Annotated in this window: 13 protein-coding genes; 11 read left to right on the top strand and 2 right to left on the bottom strand. The window is 65.7% G+C overall.

What is annotated here, in order from left to right; translation table 11 throughout:
• Positions 1-115: 115 nt before the first annotated feature.
• From MGN01_RS06085 to MGN01_RS06110, 7 genes are all read left to right on the top strand, one after another.
• Positions 116-1,189, top strand: a complete 1,074-nt coding sequence (locus MGN01_RS06085) for an HD-GYP domain-containing protein (RefSeq protein ID WP_238257712.1) — start codon at positions 116-118, stop codon at positions 1,187-1,189.
• 132 nt (positions 1,190-1,321) lie between these two features.
• The gene (gene fabD, locus MGN01_RS06090) at positions 1,322-2,254 is read left to right on the top strand and encodes an ACP S-malonyltransferase (RefSeq protein ID WP_147045705.1); all 933 of its coding nucleotides are present in this window, start codon (positions 1,322-1,324) and stop codon (positions 2,252-2,254) included.
• An 11-nt stretch (positions 2,255-2,265) separates the two neighbouring features.
• Positions 2,266-3,006 (top strand): 3-oxoacyl-[acyl-carrier-protein] reductase, encoded by a 741-nt coding sequence (gene fabG, locus MGN01_RS06095; RefSeq protein WP_147045706.1) that lies wholly within the window; start codon positions 2,266-2,268, stop codon positions 3,004-3,006.
• Between the two features lie 271 nt (positions 3,007-3,277).
• Complete coding sequence (locus tag MGN01_RS06100) at positions 3,278-3,514, top strand: acyl carrier protein (protein WP_147045707.1); 237 nt, start codon at positions 3,278-3,280, stop codon at positions 3,512-3,514.
• Between the two features lie 244 nt (positions 3,515-3,758).
• Positions 3,759-5,021, top strand: coding sequence for a beta-ketoacyl-ACP synthase II (gene fabF, locus MGN01_RS06105; RefSeq protein ID WP_147045832.1), 1,263 nt, complete (start codon positions 3,759-3,761; stop codon positions 5,019-5,021).
• Between the two features lie 168 nt (positions 5,022-5,189).
• Complete coding sequence (locus MGN01_RS23440; protein ID WP_170245849.1) at positions 5,190-5,348, top strand: hypothetical protein; 159 nt, start codon at positions 5,190-5,192, stop codon at positions 5,346-5,348.
• A gap of 237 nt (positions 5,349-5,585) precedes the next feature.
• Positions 5,586-6,422: an alpha/beta fold hydrolase gene (locus tag MGN01_RS06110; protein ID WP_147045708.1), complete on the top strand. Its 837-nt coding sequence runs from the start codon at positions 5,586-5,588 to the stop codon at positions 6,420-6,422.
• A gap of 48 nt (positions 6,423-6,470) precedes the next feature.
• Here MGN01_RS06110 and MGN01_RS06115 read toward each other — a convergent pair whose 3' ends face one another.
• The gene (locus MGN01_RS06115; protein WP_147045709.1) at positions 6,471-7,973 is read right to left on the bottom strand and encodes an NAD(P)/FAD-dependent oxidoreductase; all 1,503 of its coding nucleotides are present in this window, start codon (positions 7,971-7,973) and stop codon (positions 6,471-6,473) included.
• 439 nt (positions 7,974-8,412) lie between these two features.
• Here MGN01_RS06115 and MGN01_RS06120 point away from each other — a divergent pair, with 439 nt between their 5' ends.
• The 4 genes from MGN01_RS06120 to gmk all read left to right on the top strand — a co-directional run bounded on the left by MGN01_RS06120 (position 8,413) and on the right by gmk (position 13,448).
• The gene (locus MGN01_RS06120; RefSeq protein ID WP_147045710.1) at positions 8,413-10,203 is read left to right on the top strand and encodes a hypothetical protein; all 1,791 of its coding nucleotides are present in this window, start codon (positions 8,413-8,415) and stop codon (positions 10,201-10,203) included.
• Positions 10,204-10,341: 138 nt separating this feature from the next.
• Positions 10,342-11,742: an endolytic transglycosylase MltG gene (gene mltG / locus MGN01_RS06125; RefSeq protein ID WP_147045711.1), complete on the top strand. Its 1,401-nt coding sequence runs from the start codon at positions 10,342-10,344 to the stop codon at positions 11,740-11,742.
• A 124-nt stretch (positions 11,743-11,866) separates the two neighbouring features.
• Entirely contained in the window at positions 11,867-12,742 is an 876-nt protein-coding gene (locus MGN01_RS06130; RefSeq protein WP_174804559.1) for a YicC/YloC family endoribonuclease, read from the top strand.
• Positions 12,743-12,776: 34 nt separating this feature from the next.
• A complete protein-coding gene (gene gmk / locus MGN01_RS06135; RefSeq protein WP_147045713.1) occupies positions 12,777-13,448 on the top strand; it encodes a guanylate kinase in 672 nt (223 codons plus the stop codon).
• A 21-nt stretch (positions 13,449-13,469) separates the two neighbouring features.
• Here the strand turns inward: gmk and MGN01_RS06140 are convergent, their stop codons facing one another.
• Positions 13,470-13,943, bottom strand: a complete 474-nt coding sequence (locus MGN01_RS06140; RefSeq protein ID WP_147045714.1) for a YqhG/Tai3 family protein — start codon at positions 13,941-13,943, stop codon at positions 13,470-13,472.
• Positions 13,944-13,955: the final 12 nt, after the last annotated feature.

Genomic DNA, 13,955 nt, shown 5'->3' on the forward strand with positions numbered 1-13,955 from the left:
CGTACTCTTGAGCTCGCGATGGGATCAGGAACGTCTCGTCAACCACGGCAGCAGTAAAGTGCTTTCCCCCGGTGGCAAACCAAGCCATTCGGTATCGACTTCGAAGGGGGCCCGCGTGCTGACCGGCAGCATCGTCGTCTTGAGCAATCGGCCCGATCGCGATCGGGCCCTGGCCGACGCGGTTGGCGCAGTCAGCGAATGCCGGTTGATTGGACTCGACGAGCGCTGGGCCGAGATCGACGACGTCATCGGCATCATTGCCAACGTGAATCTGACAGAGCCCGAGGCACGGCGTTGCCTGACCCTGCTGCTCCGCCGGCTGCAGGGGCGCCGGATGCCCTTCATCCATCTCGTCCGCAACAGCACCGCCTCGACGGTGCGGGAGGCACAAGCCTTCGGCGCGACGGCCTGCCTCTCCTCCCTGCTCGATTCCAATACGGTGGTCGAGGCACTGTTTCGCCAGATCCAGCCCGACTCGACCGTGTCGGAGTTGGTGGTCCAGCGCCAGATCGCGCGGACCGGCACCCTGATCAACTCCATGTTCAAGACGGCTGCAACGGGCCAGATCGACATGCAGGAGGTCGAGCAGGGGCTCGATCCGGTGTTGAACGCGGTCAAGGAAGGCGGCCTGACCGGCTGGCTCGAGGTGGTGCGTGCGCATGACGACGTCACGTTCCAGCACTGCCTGCTCGTCGCCGGTCTGACCGCCGGGTTTGCCCGCTCGCTCGGCCTGTCGAGTAAGGATTCTCACCTCATGGTGCGCGCCGCCCTCGTCCACGACGTCGGCAAGTCTCGCATCCCGCCCGAGATCCTGAACAAGCCGGGCCGGCTCGATCCAGACGAGTTCACGGTGATGCGCACCCACGCACCGATCGGACACGAAATCCTGCTCGCCTCCGGAAATTGCGATCCGATCACCCTTGCCGTCACCCGCCATCACCACGAGTTACTCGACGGCTCGGGCTACCCCGATGGGCTCAGCAGCGATGCGATTGCCGACCCTGTACGGCTCTTGACGATCTGCGATATCTACTCGGCACTGATCGAGCGGCGTCCTTACAAGAAGCCGCTGCCCGAAACGGAGGCTCTGCGCATTCTGCACGGCATGGCGGGCAAGCTGGAAGACGGCCTCGTCGCCGCCTTTGCCAAGTCGATCAGCACTGATTGCCGGCATCCGATTGCAACCTGAGGGCGCGTCTTCCGAAACCTTCCTTGTGCGTCGCATCGTTGACACTCGCTGCCGCGGATGCGAGTGCGCCGCGCCTTGAGCGCCCAGTCCATCTCTCGATGGCGCTTAAGGCGACGAGGGAGGACGACGCGAATGACCCGAGCCTTCATCTTCCCCGGTCAGGGCAGTCAAGCTGTGGGCATGGGCAAGGCGCTCGCCGAAGCCTCCCAGGCCGCGCGCCACGTCTTCTCCGAGGTCGACGACGCGCTGAACCAGAACCTCTCCCGGATCATGTTCGAGGGACCTGCTGAAGAGCTGACGCTCACCGCCAACGCCCAGCCGGCGCTGATGGCGGCGAGTCTCGCAGTCTTGCGCACGTTGGAGACCGAGAAGGGCCTCGACCTCGCTCGCGACGCGGCCTTCGTCGCCGGACACTCCCTCGGTGAATATTCGGCGCTCGCCGCCGCCGGCACCTTCTCCATCGCCGACACCGCCCGCCTGCTGCGCATCCGTGGCGAGGCGATGCAACGCGCCGTGTCGCCGGGCGAGGGCGCTATGGCGGCGCTGATCGGCCCCGATCTCGCCACCGCCCACGCCATTGCCGAGGAGGCCGCCGAGGGGCAAGTCTGTGGCGTCGCCAACGACAACGGGGCAGGGCAGGTCGTGCTCTCCGGCCACAAGGCGGCCGTCGAGCGGGCCATCGCGATCGCGCAGGCCCGCGGCGTGAAGCGCGCGATCCTGCTTAACGTCTCCGCGCCTTTCCACTGCGCCCTGATGGGCCCGGCGGCAGAGGCCATGCGCGAGGCACTCGCCGGCGTCTCGATGCACGCGCCGTCGGTGCCCGTCTATGCCAACATTACCGCCGCCCCGCTGAGCGATCCGGAGGCGATCCGAGAGGCGCTCGTGGCTCAGGTCACGGGCACTGTACGTTGGGCTGAGAGCGTCGCCGCGATGGCTGAAGCCGGCATCGACCGCTTCCACGAGCTCGGCGCCGGCAAAGTGCTCACCGGCCTTGTCAAGCGCATCGCCCCTGGGGTCGCCGCCAATGCCATCGGTACGGCGGACGACGTCGCCGCCTACGCTTGAGGACAGCTTCCATGTTCGATCTCACCGGCCGCAAGGCGCTCGTCACCGGTGCCACCGGCGGATTGGGCGGAGCCATCGCGCGGGCCTTCCACGCACAGGGCGCCCATGTGGCGCTATCTGGCACCCGGCGCACGGTGCTCGACGAGCTCGCTGCCGAACTCGGTGGCGAGCGGGTCTCGGTGGTCGAGGCCAACCTCTCGGATAAGGAGTCCGCCGAGGCGCTGATTCCAGCGGCGGAGGCGGCGCTGGGCGGTCTCGACATTCTGGTCAACAATGCTGGCATCACCCGCGACAACCTCTTCATGCGCATGAAGGACGATGAGTGGGACGCGGTGATCGCGGTCAATCTCACCGCCGCCTTCCGGCTCTCGCGGGCGGCCGTGAAGGGCATGATGAAGCGGCGCTACGGGCGCATCGTCAATATCGGCTCGGTGGTCGGGACAACGGGCAATCCAGGCCAGGGCAATTATGCTGCCGCCAAGGCCGGCCTCGTCGGCATGACCAAGGCACTCGCCGCCGAGGTTGCCTCGCGCAACATCACTGTGAATTGCATCGCGCCGGGCTTCATCTCCTCGGCCATGACCGATGCGCTGAACGAGAAGCAGCGAGAGGGCATCCTGGGCCGCGTGCCAATGGGCAGGCTCGGCTCTGGCGCCGAGATCGGCTCTGCGGCGGTCTATCTGGCGGCTGACGAATCCGCCTACGTCACCGGCCAAACCCTGCATGTGAACGGCGGCATGGCCATGATCTGACAGCTAAGTTTCGCTGCTCTGCAGCATCGAAAACCTAGCCTCTTCGATCTGAAAACCACGCCGATGAACGCTTTCTGAACCGCCTCTCGCCAGAGTGGAAACCCTGTGTTAACACCCGGCTCAGCCGTGCGAGGGGAGTTGACGGTTCAGCGGGTTACGGCTTGCGAGAACACGCGCGATCGGACACCGGCCGCCTGACAAGATCCCCAGTAGCGGGACGGGCGGCCACGGCGCATTCACCATCGATCTGAGAAGACGAGGACAAAAAACGATGAGCGATATCGCTGAGCGCGTGAAGAAGATCGTCGTCGAGCACCTGGGCGTCGAGCCCGAGAAGGTGACCGAGGGCGCTAACTTCATCGACGATCTCGGCGCCGACAGCCTCGACACCGTCGAGCTGGTGATGGCGTTCGAAGAAGAATTCAACGTCGAGATTCCGGACGACGCCGCCGAGACCATTCAGACGGTCGGCGATGCGATCAAGTTCCTCGAGAAGAACTCGGCCTGAGGGCTACGGCCCGGCGGCTGAGAGCTTCGGCATCGTCAGCCACCGGGTCAAGGCGACTGCGCGCCGCCGCTCGCAGTCGACACTTCGCAGGCCGCAGCAACCGGCCTGCTGTGGCGGACGGCCTTGGGGGCACGCGCCTCAGGGCCATCGAAGTGGACGCAGGGCCCATGCGCCCGGGCGGGTCGAACCGGTCTCCCGCTCCACGCGTTTTCGATGAAGACGAGGATCGGTTCGGGATAGCATGATGCGTCGGGTCGTGGTGACGGGGCTGGGGATTGTGTCGCCGCTGGGGAGCAGCGTCGAGCATGCCTGGAGCCGCCTTGTCGCTGGTGACAGCGGCGCCCGAAGGGTCACGGCTTTCGAGGTCGACGACCTTGCCTGCAAGATCGCTTGCACCGTCCCGACCGGCGACGGCTCCGACGGGACGTTCAATCCAGACATCTGGATGGACCCGAAGGAGCAGCGCAAGGTCGATCCCTTCATCACCTACGCCGTGGCTGCTGCCGGCCAGGCGCTCGACGACGCCGATTGGCATCCGAAGAGCGAGGAAGACCAGTGTGCCACGGGCGTGCTGATCGGCTCAGGTATCGGCGGCATCGGCACGATCTACGACGCCTCGATCACCCTGCACGAGAAGGGGCCGCGGCGAATCTCTCCGTTCTTCATCCCTGGCCGCATCATCAACCTCGCCTCCGGTCAGGTCTCGATCGCGCACGGCCTCAAGGGGCCAAACCATGCCGTCGTCACCGCCTGTTCCACGGGCGCGCACGCCATTGGTGACGCCTCCCGACTGATCGCACTTGGGGATGCCGACGTGATGGTGGCCGGCGGGACCGAGTCGCCAGTCAACCGCCTCGCGCTCGCGGGCTTCGCCGCCTGTCGCGCCCTCTCAACCGCCTTTAACGACGAGCCAACCCGTGCCTCGCGGCCCTATGACAAGGATCGCGACGGTTTTGTCATGGGCGAGGGCGCCGGTGTGGTGGTGCTAGAGGAGTACGAGCACGCCAAGGCGCGCGGCGCCAAGATTTACGCGGAGGTGGTCGGCTACGGTCTCTCGGGCGATGCCTATCACATCACCTCGCCAGCACCGGAAGGTGAAGGCGGCTACCGCTGCATGGTCGCTGCGCTCAAGCGCGCCGGCATCCAGCCGAGCGAGATCGACTATATCAACGCTCACGGCACCTCGACGCCGGCCGGCGACGAGTTGGAGTTGAAAGCCGTCGAGCGGTTGCTCGGCGATTCCGCCTCGAAGGTCGCAATGTCCTCTACCAAATCGGCGATTGGGCATCTGCTCGGCGCCGCCGGCGCAGTCGAGGCGATCTTCTCGATCCTTACGATCCGCGATGGCGTGATCCCGCCGACGCTCAATCTCGACAACCCGAGCGTCGAGACCGCGATCGACCTCGTCCCGCATGAGGCCAAGCGCAAGCGCGTCGACGTCGCTCTGTCGAATTCCTTCGGATTTGGTGGAACCAACGCTTCGCTGGTGGTGCGACGCGTCGACTAAGCTGTCGTAGAGCCGGGTGGGGAAAGCACAAGTCAGCCCCGCCAGCCAGTAGGCGTCGAGTGGCAACCCATTGCTCGAGCCGCAGTAAGCTTTTCACGCGATCCGGCAACCATCTCGACATCGAACAGTTTCACGTCTTCGCCGGGTTCACCGGTGAGGAGACCGAATATGCGTAAGCTCGCCGCACTCACGGTTCTGGCCGTCACGCTGGCCGGCCCCGTCCTTGCGCAAGGCCGTGACCCCAGCAGTTCCTCGGCTGCCTCCGGAAACGCCGAACAGAACAACAAGCCCACCTCGAACAGCGCCGGCGGTGGCGGCGGTCGCTGATCGCCGGCTCATACACACTAGGGCGACGCAACCCTCTCCTCCCCCGAGGAGAGGGTTATTGTTTGCGCGACGTGCCGATCCGGCTGGGTAGGCGTGGCTGGATCTGCAGCAGGTTACCCAACAAGGCACTGAATGCTGCGCCGAAGCTCATAAAATGCACTTGAACGACTGCTGGCCGGCATCCGAACATTGGGTTGGCGAGTCGAGCGTCGCTGCTGATCTAAGGGAATGCCAGAAATGCCCTTCGTCACAACTCAGGATGGCGTGGAAATTTTCTTCAAGGATTGGGGCCCGAAGGACGCTCGCCCGATCGTCTTTCATCACGGCTGGCCGCTCTCGTCGGATGACTGGGACGCGCAGCTGCTGTTCTTCCTGTCGAAGGGCTACCGGGTCGTGGCGCACGACCGGCGCGGCCATGGTCGGTCCGCACAGGTCTGGGACGGGCACACCATGGACCACTACGCTGCCGATGCCTCCGCGGTGGTCCAGCATCTCGACCTGCAGGGCGCGGTCCATATCGGCCACTCCACCGGAGGCGGCGAGGTCGCGCGCTACGTCGCACGGTACGGGGAGCCGCAGGGACGGGTCGCCAAGGCCATTCTCGTAAGCGCCGTCCCGCCCCTGATGCTCAAGACCGAGGGCAATCCCGGTGGCCTGCCGATCGAGGTCTTCGACGGCTTCCGAAAGGCGTTGGCGGACAACCGGGCTCAGTTCTTCCTCGATGTCCCGGCGGGGCCGTTCTACGGCTTCAACCGGGACGGTGCGACGGTCATCGAAGGAGCGATCCGCAACTGGTGGCGCCAGGGCATGATGGGAAGCGCCAAGGCCCATTACGACGGCATCAAGGCTTTCTCGGAGACTGACCAGACTGATGATCTCAAGTCGATCAGCGTGCCGACGCTGGTTCTGCACGGGGAGGACGATCAGATCGTGCCGATCGATGACAGCGCCCGGCTCTCGGTGAAGCTGCTCAAGAATGGCTCGCTCAAGACTTATCCCGATTACCCGCACGGGATGCTGACCACACATGCCAACGTCCTCAACGAAGACCTGCTGGCCTTCGTCAGAGGATGATCCCGCTCGGCATTCGGCGGCACCGCTGCCGAGCGTCGGATTGAGGCATCAGGCGACCTTTCGCGGCACGAGGCGCTCGCTGGCGAGCGCCTCGTGAGCCCCAGAGACGCCGGCCTCGGTGTACTCGGCGTCCTCGTTCACGCACCAGGTGTCGTAGACTCGCCCTCCTGCGACGATGTTCTTGACCGTCAGCATAGCGGTCATCATCGCATGGTCCTGGTTGTTGTACTTGTGCATGCCGTTGCGGCCGACGAGGTGCAGACTCGGATAGGCCCGCTCCAAGTCGCGCCGGATCGTAGCGACGTGGGATTTGTAGTCCTCGTCGTAGACTGGATAGGCCTTGGGCTGACGGACGACGCAGGCGTCGACCACGTCGCCCTCGGCGATCAGACCGATCTGCGCGACCTCACGCTTGGCAAGCGCCACCAACTCCTCGTCCGGCGCATTCCAGAGACCGTCGCCCTCGAAACAGAAATATTCCAGGCCGAGGCAGGTGTGGCTCTCGTCCGGCACCATTTCCGGCGACCAGGACCGGAAATTCTGCACGCGGCCGACCATCACCGAGGGATCGTGGATGTAGATCCAGTTGTCGGGAAAGTCCTCGCGCGCCTTGGCGATGAGGGCAACAGTGAGGAAGTCGCGATACTTGAGCGCGCGCGCGTTGAAGATTGAAATCGGGGTCGGGCGGATCGAGTCCACCAGTTCGCGGATCGGGGCAGAGGAGATCAGGTTGCGGGCGGTGTGGGTCTCAACGCTGCCGTCGCCGCGCCGCGCCGTCACCGTCCAGATCCCGGTACGCGGCTCGTAGGACAGGTGCTCGACGCTGCGGTCGAGCAGCACCCGGCCCCCATTCGCGCGCGTTTTCTCGGCAGCGGCCTCCCACATCATGCCGGGGCCGCGGCGAGGATAGCGGAAGCTTTCAATCAGCGTCTTGATGACCGGGCCATCGGTTTTCTGCCTGCGGCGCAGGCCGAGCGAGCGAGTGACGCCGTCGATAATGGCGGAGGCGAGGTCGAGGCCCTTGATGCGCTGCGCGGCCCAATCGGCCGAGATCGCGTCGCAGGACATGCCCCAGACCTTCTCGGTGTAGGTCTTGAAGAAGATCGAGAAGAGCCGCTCGCCGAACTGATTGCGCACCCATTCGTGAAAGGTTTTCGGGTCCTTCACCGGTCGGATACGCGCATAGGCATAGGAGGCAACGCAGGCCGCGCTCTCGATCAGCCCGAGATTCTTCAGGGCCTCGAAGGCTTTGAGCGGATAGGCGTAGTAGCGACCCTTGTAGAAGATCCGCGAGAGACGAGGGCGATCGATGAAGTCGTTCGGTAGGATCTCGTCCCACAGGTCTACGACCGCCTTGGACTTCGAGAAGAAGCGGTGGCCGCCGATGTCGAAAAGGTAGCCATTGTGCGAGACCGTGCGACTGATGCCGCCGACCTGGGCAGGGTCGCGCTCCAACACCGTGACCTGACGGCCCTCCTTCGACAGCAGATAGGCCGCCGTCAGCCCGGCAGGACCGGCGCCGATGACCAGCGTCTCGGTATGGTGGCTCATCGAGGAACTCCAGCCCGATGGCGGGCAAGCGCCGACGCTGCACGCCGGAACGCCTTGTTCTACCGGCGGAATGGTTAAGACGACCTGAGGACTGGGCGGCCGGCTGGCGCTTACTCAACCCGTGGCAGCATTGATCCGGTCTTCAGCAATCCGATCGATCGAGCACTACGACGATCACCAGTCGCGTCTTCTCCTACCCCTCGAACATTCCCTTCCGCTCATGTCATTCGCTGCTGCCGTATCCGCTCGCGGTGACACTCTGGGCATTCATTGGTCTCGGCGCTCTGGGACTATGAAAGTCGCACTGGCTACGACAGCGTGCTCAGACTGACATCGCCGCACGACGCGCACCCTCAGACATGTCCAATTTCGCTTAAGGACTTCGAGCTAGCCTGTTCGCTTGTCGCTGAGCCGGCGAGCGTCAGAAACGACCTATGCAATGATGGCTCCAAACTCCTCTCTCACCGCAGCTCGACAGACCTCGCCTAGCCTGCTCGACAGCCCGATCCTGCCGTGGTTGCTCGCTGCCTTCGGGCTGTTCTCTGTGTATGCGACGGGCGATCTCACGACGTCCTTGCGCGCGTTGCACTTCTCCGACAGCGACGACGCCATGCGCTTCGTCCAGGTGCGCGACCTCGTGGCAGGGCAAGGCTGGTTCGACATGATCCAGCACCGCTTCCTGCCGCCGACTGGCGTGCTGAGCCACTGGTCGCGCCTTCTCGACGCACCGCTCGCAGCCGCAATTGCCATCCTGACTCCTCTGCTCGGAGCCCCACTCGCCGAGCGCGCGACGACGGTCGTTTGGCCGGTGGTGCTGTTCCTCGTCTATCTGCTGATGCTGTTTCGCGGCATGCGCGGGCTGTTCGGCCCGAGGACGGCTCTCCTCGGTGTCTTTGCGGCAACGCAGACCGCTGGGCTGGTCATGCAATTCAGCCCGACACGGATCGACCACCACAACGTGCAGATCATCCTGATCTTCGGTGTTGGAGTCTGCTTGGTCCAGGCAGAGCGGACGTGGCGCACTGGGGCGATCGCCGGCGTCCTCGCGGCGGGCTCCCTCGCAATCGGCCTGGAAGCGCTTCCCCTCGTCGCGATCGCCGGCCTGATCGCCGTCGTGGATTGGTGGCATAAGGGGCAGCCCGCCATGCCTGCGTTCCGCGGCTTCGGCCTGGGTCTCGCTGGCGCTTCGGTAGCCCTGTTCGCGATCCAGACCTCGCCCAGGCTGTGGGGCGGTAGCTACTGCGATGCCCTCTCGCCGCCCTGGCTCTGGCTCACCGGGATCGGCGCGGTGACCACGCTTGCGGCGGCAGTGATCGCGCCGACCCGCGCACTCGCCCGGTTCGGCCTCGCAGCGAACGTTGGGCTTGCCGGCGTCGCCGGCTTCGCAGTGCTATTCCCGGCCTGCCTGCGCGGACCTTTCACGGGCATGCCGGAAGCGGTGCGCCTACACTGGCTCGACCAGGTGCGTGAGATGCAGCCGATCGGAACGATCATCTGGGCGACGCCCGCAGAGGGCCTGGGGGTCGCAGCCACCCTGTTCGTCGCCGTCATCGCAGCGGCTGCCCTGGCAGTCTATGACCGCGCGCATCGCAGGATTTTCGTCGTTACCGGCCTCTTCCTCGCTGTCGGCGCCGTTCAAACTTGCTTCCAGATGCGCGGCCTCTACGTCGCCTCGGCTTTCGTACCGATAATCGCAGGCGTCTGCCTCGACCGGGCGCTGCCGGTTTCGAACGCACCACGGATCGGCAAAGCCGCGAAGGTCGCGCTCGTACTCGCGGCACTCGCACTTAATGCGCATATCTGGCTGGCTGGCGGCCGCGCTGGAGAGCAAATCCTGCAGAAGGCAAGCACACCGAAAGATGTTCAGACTCAAGCCGATAGCTGCTTGGAACCCGCAGCGATCCGTCCACTCGAAGGCCTGCAGCCGGGCGTCGTTCTCGCTGCGATCGATCTAGGGCCTTTCCTCCTCGCCTACACCCACCACTCCATCGCCGCCGCGCCCTATCACCGCGCCTTTGCCGGATTGATCGCAGGCCTTGCCGTGACCGACGGCAGCGAGGACGAACTCCGCCGGCAGGCCGAGGCCACGCACGCAAGGTATCTCGTCGTGTGTCCCGACAAGGAAGAGAAGGCCTTCAGCGCGCGCCTCGCCCGAGGTGAGGTCACGGCGGATTGGCTCGATCCGATCCTGCTCAACGGAACGGCGCTCAAGGCGTGGCGCATCCGCTGAGGGCGTCCTAGAAGCCGCCGGCACTCGATTTTTGCCACAAAATCGCGTGAGGGTAAGCATTCGCGCATGGCCTGATCCGAGAGGCTTCGGCCGGTCGAGACACCGGACCGGCCGCGCGAGACGAGAGCAGGATCCTCGATGTTCCGCAGAAGTAAGACGCCTCCGCCTGTACCGGCGGCCTCCGATGAGGAAGGCGGCCCGGCCCTGCCACAGCGCCTCGCGCCGCGCAGCCCGAGCGAGGCGCTGAAGCCGACCGCCGCCCCACCGCCGCCGGAGCAGCCCGAGCGCGAGCGCGGCGGCCTCCTCGGCATGGTCAGTGGGCTTCTGACACTGCTGGTGGTGCTCGCCATCGGGGCGATGATCGGGCTCACCATCGTGACGCGTGAGTTCCGCGAGCCCGGGCCGCTCGCCACCGACAAAGTCGTGGTCATCCCAAGCCGCAGCGGTACCAGCGAAATCGCCGAGACTTTGAGCCGCGAGGGCGTGATCGACCGCACCACTCTGTTCGAACTCGCCGCGCGCTTCCGCGCCAAGGGTCCGCTCAAGCACGGCGAGTACGTGTTCAAGGCTCATGCTAGCATCGACGACGCCGTCGAGACGCTGACCAACGGCCGCCAAGTGCAGCACGCCATCACCTTCCCCGAGGGCCTGACGAGCGAGCAGATCGTCGGCCGCCTCAACGAGAACGACATTCTTTCCGGCGAGATCAACGAGATCCCGCCCGAGGGTTCGCTGCTGCCCGACACCTACAAGTTCGAGCGCGGCGCCACCCGCCAGCAGATCGTGAACCTCATGCGCGCCAAGCAGCGCGAGGTGCTTAACCAGATCTGGATGCGCCGCAGCACCGACGTGCCCGTGCGCACCCCCGCCGAGATGGTCACGCTTGCCTCCATCGTCGAGAAAGAGACCGGCCGTGCCGATGAGCGTCCGCGTGTCGCGGGCGTCTTCGTGAATCGCCTCAACAAGCGCATGAAGCTGCAATCCGACCCGACCATCGTCTATGGTCTCGTCGGTGGCCGGGGAACGCTCGGGCGCGGCATCCAGCGCTCCGAGATCGAGCGCGCCACGCCCTACAACACCTATGTGATCGAAGGCCTGCCACCCGGACCGATCGCCAATCCGGGCCGCGCCGCGCTCGAGGCGGTAGCCAACCCGTCCCGCACGAAGGACTTGTTCTTCGTCGCCGACGGCACCGGCGGGCATGCCTTTGCCGACAGCCTCGAAGGCCACCAGCGCAACGTGACCCGCTGGCGTCAGGTCGAGCGCTCGCGACAGCAGACCCAACAGCCGGATGCCGCCGGCGGCGTCGACAAGCTTGATCCGGCCGCGGGCGAGCCGAACGCGGCGCAGCCGGGCCGAGCGTCTGCCTACGCGCCGGGCTCAAATTCGACCTTCACGGCCGACACCTCGACCATGGGCACGAATGGGCAGCGCTCAAAGGCTTTCGATGCGTCCGAGGGCACCCGGCTCGATCCGCTGAAGAACCGCAGCTACGATCTCACCTCCCCGAAGATGGTGCCTCAGCTGAAGAACCCGTGATCGAACGGCGATGCGGCCACCAGTCATCCAGCGGCCGCGCGTGAGGCAGCATCCGTCTTGGGCCAGCCGGGCACGGGTGCTATGAGCCGGCTTCCCTAGCCGACACGAGGCCGCGCTCAGCATCATGATCGCCAGCATGACGGGCTTCGCCCGCGCCGCCGGAACCACGGGTCCGGTGCAGTGGGTCTGGGAGGTTCGCTCCGTCAATGGACGCGGGCTCGACATACGGGTGCGCGTGCCGAGTGGATTCGATGGTCCCGGCGAGGCGGTCCGCGCGGCGTTGCAGAAGGCGCTCGCTCGCGGGCAGTGTCAGCTCTCCCTCAACCTGACCCGGCCGGAAGCCGCGCCTCGTGTCCGCATCAACGAGGCATTGCTCGCCGATCTCGCGGCGGCCGTCTCGCGTGTACCGCTCTCGGCGGGCCTCGGGCCTGCGACGCTCGATGGCCTGCTCGGCATCCGGGGGGTGATCGAGTCGGAGGAGGAGACTGGCACCGATCGCGATGCGCTCGACCGCGATCTCGCCGCTGCGGCCCAAAGCCTCGTCGCCGACCTCGTCGAGATGCGCGCCGCCGAAGGGCGTCAGCTCGTGGGTATCATCGAAGGTCAACTCACCGAGATGGAGCGTCTCACCGAGGCTGCCGATGCCTGCCCGGCCCGCAAGCCTGAAGCGGTACGCGCCCGGCTTGCAGCGGCGGTCGCGTCGCTCGCGGAGAATGGCAGCCTCGATCCGGACAGGCTGCATCAGGAGGCCGTCTTGCTCGCCGCCAAGGCGGACGTGCGCGAAGAACTCGACCGGCTGCGCGCCCATCTTGCCTCGGCCCGCGAATTACTCGCCAAGGGCGGACCCATCGGCCGGCGGCTCGACTTCCTGGCGCAGGAGCTTGGCCGCGAGGCCAACACTCTCTCGGCCAAGGCCAACGACATCGCACTCTCGCGGATCGGACTCGACTTGAAGGCCGTGGTGGAGCAATTCCGCGAGCAGGTACAGAACGTCGAGTGACGTTGCCCGAGACCATGTCCGCGGTGAAGGACCGATGAAGCAGAAGACTGCACCGACCCCCAGCCCGATCGAGCGACGCGGCCTGGTGCTGATCCTGTCCTCGCCCTCCGGTGCCGGCAAGACGACGCTCACGCGCAACATCGCCAATGCCGGCGGCTGGCGGCTGGAACTCTCGATTTCGGTCACGACCCGCGAGCGGCGCCCTTCCGAGATCGACGGCCGGCACTACCATTTCATCGACCGCGAGGCGTTCGAGGGTCTGCGCGCCCGCGACGATCTGCTCGAATGGGCGGAGGTCCATGGCAACTTCTACGGCACGCCGCGCCGTGCCGTTGAGAAGACCCTGGCCGAGGGCCGGGACATGATCTTCGACATCGACTACCAGGGCACTCGGCAGGTCCGCGAGCGCTTGCAGGACGACGTCGTCACTGTCTTTATCCTGCCGCCGAGCTTTTCGGAGCTCCGCCATCGCCTGGAACGCCGGGCCGAGGACTCCCCTGCCACCATCGAGAAGCGCCTCGCCAATGCGCGCAACGAGATGCAGCGCTGGGTTGAGTACGACTACGTCATCGTCAACGACGACCTCGACGAGTCCTTTCGAGCGCTCGAATCGATCCTCGCCGCCGAGCGCTTGAAGCGCGTGCGCCGCACCGGACTCGCGGGGTTCGTCGATAGCATGCTCGCGGAGCCCGCGAGCCTCGTCTGATCCGCTGCCAGGATCGACCTCTCAGCGCTGAGCCCTGGCGAGCATCGCGAGCAGGCTCGGCACGTCCTTCGTGGAAATGTCGGCGATCCGCCAGCCGGACGGCGTGGCGGCGAGTTTGTAGCGCACGTTGATGGTGCTCTTGCCGATCATGAACCGCGCGCTCACCCGCGCAGTCTTGCCGTCCTCTTCTTCCACCGAGACCTTCGTCCCTTTCAGGCCCGTATCATCCTGGCAGGCGCAGATCGGGTCGAAGTCGAGATTGCCGGCCTCACCGTTCTTGGCGGCCTGCCGCTGATCCTCGCGAACACGCTGCAGCAGCGGATCGGCGAGCCAATTCTGGGGGGTGTCGAAGATAGGCGAGGCGCCGCCCTTCCGGGGATAGAGCCCGTAGAGCGCCTTGAGCAGGCCCTCCGGCGAGCCGCCTTCCGCAGCCCGAGCCTGCGTTGCGAGGGAGCCAACGAGGGCGAAACAGAGGACGAGAATCGCAGTTCTCATGGGGACGGCTCC

The organism is Methylobacterium gnaphalii, from assembly GCF_007992215.1.
Taxonomy (GTDB): Bacteria; Pseudomonadota; Alphaproteobacteria; order Rhizobiales; family Beijerinckiaceae; genus Methylobacterium; species Methylobacterium gnaphalii.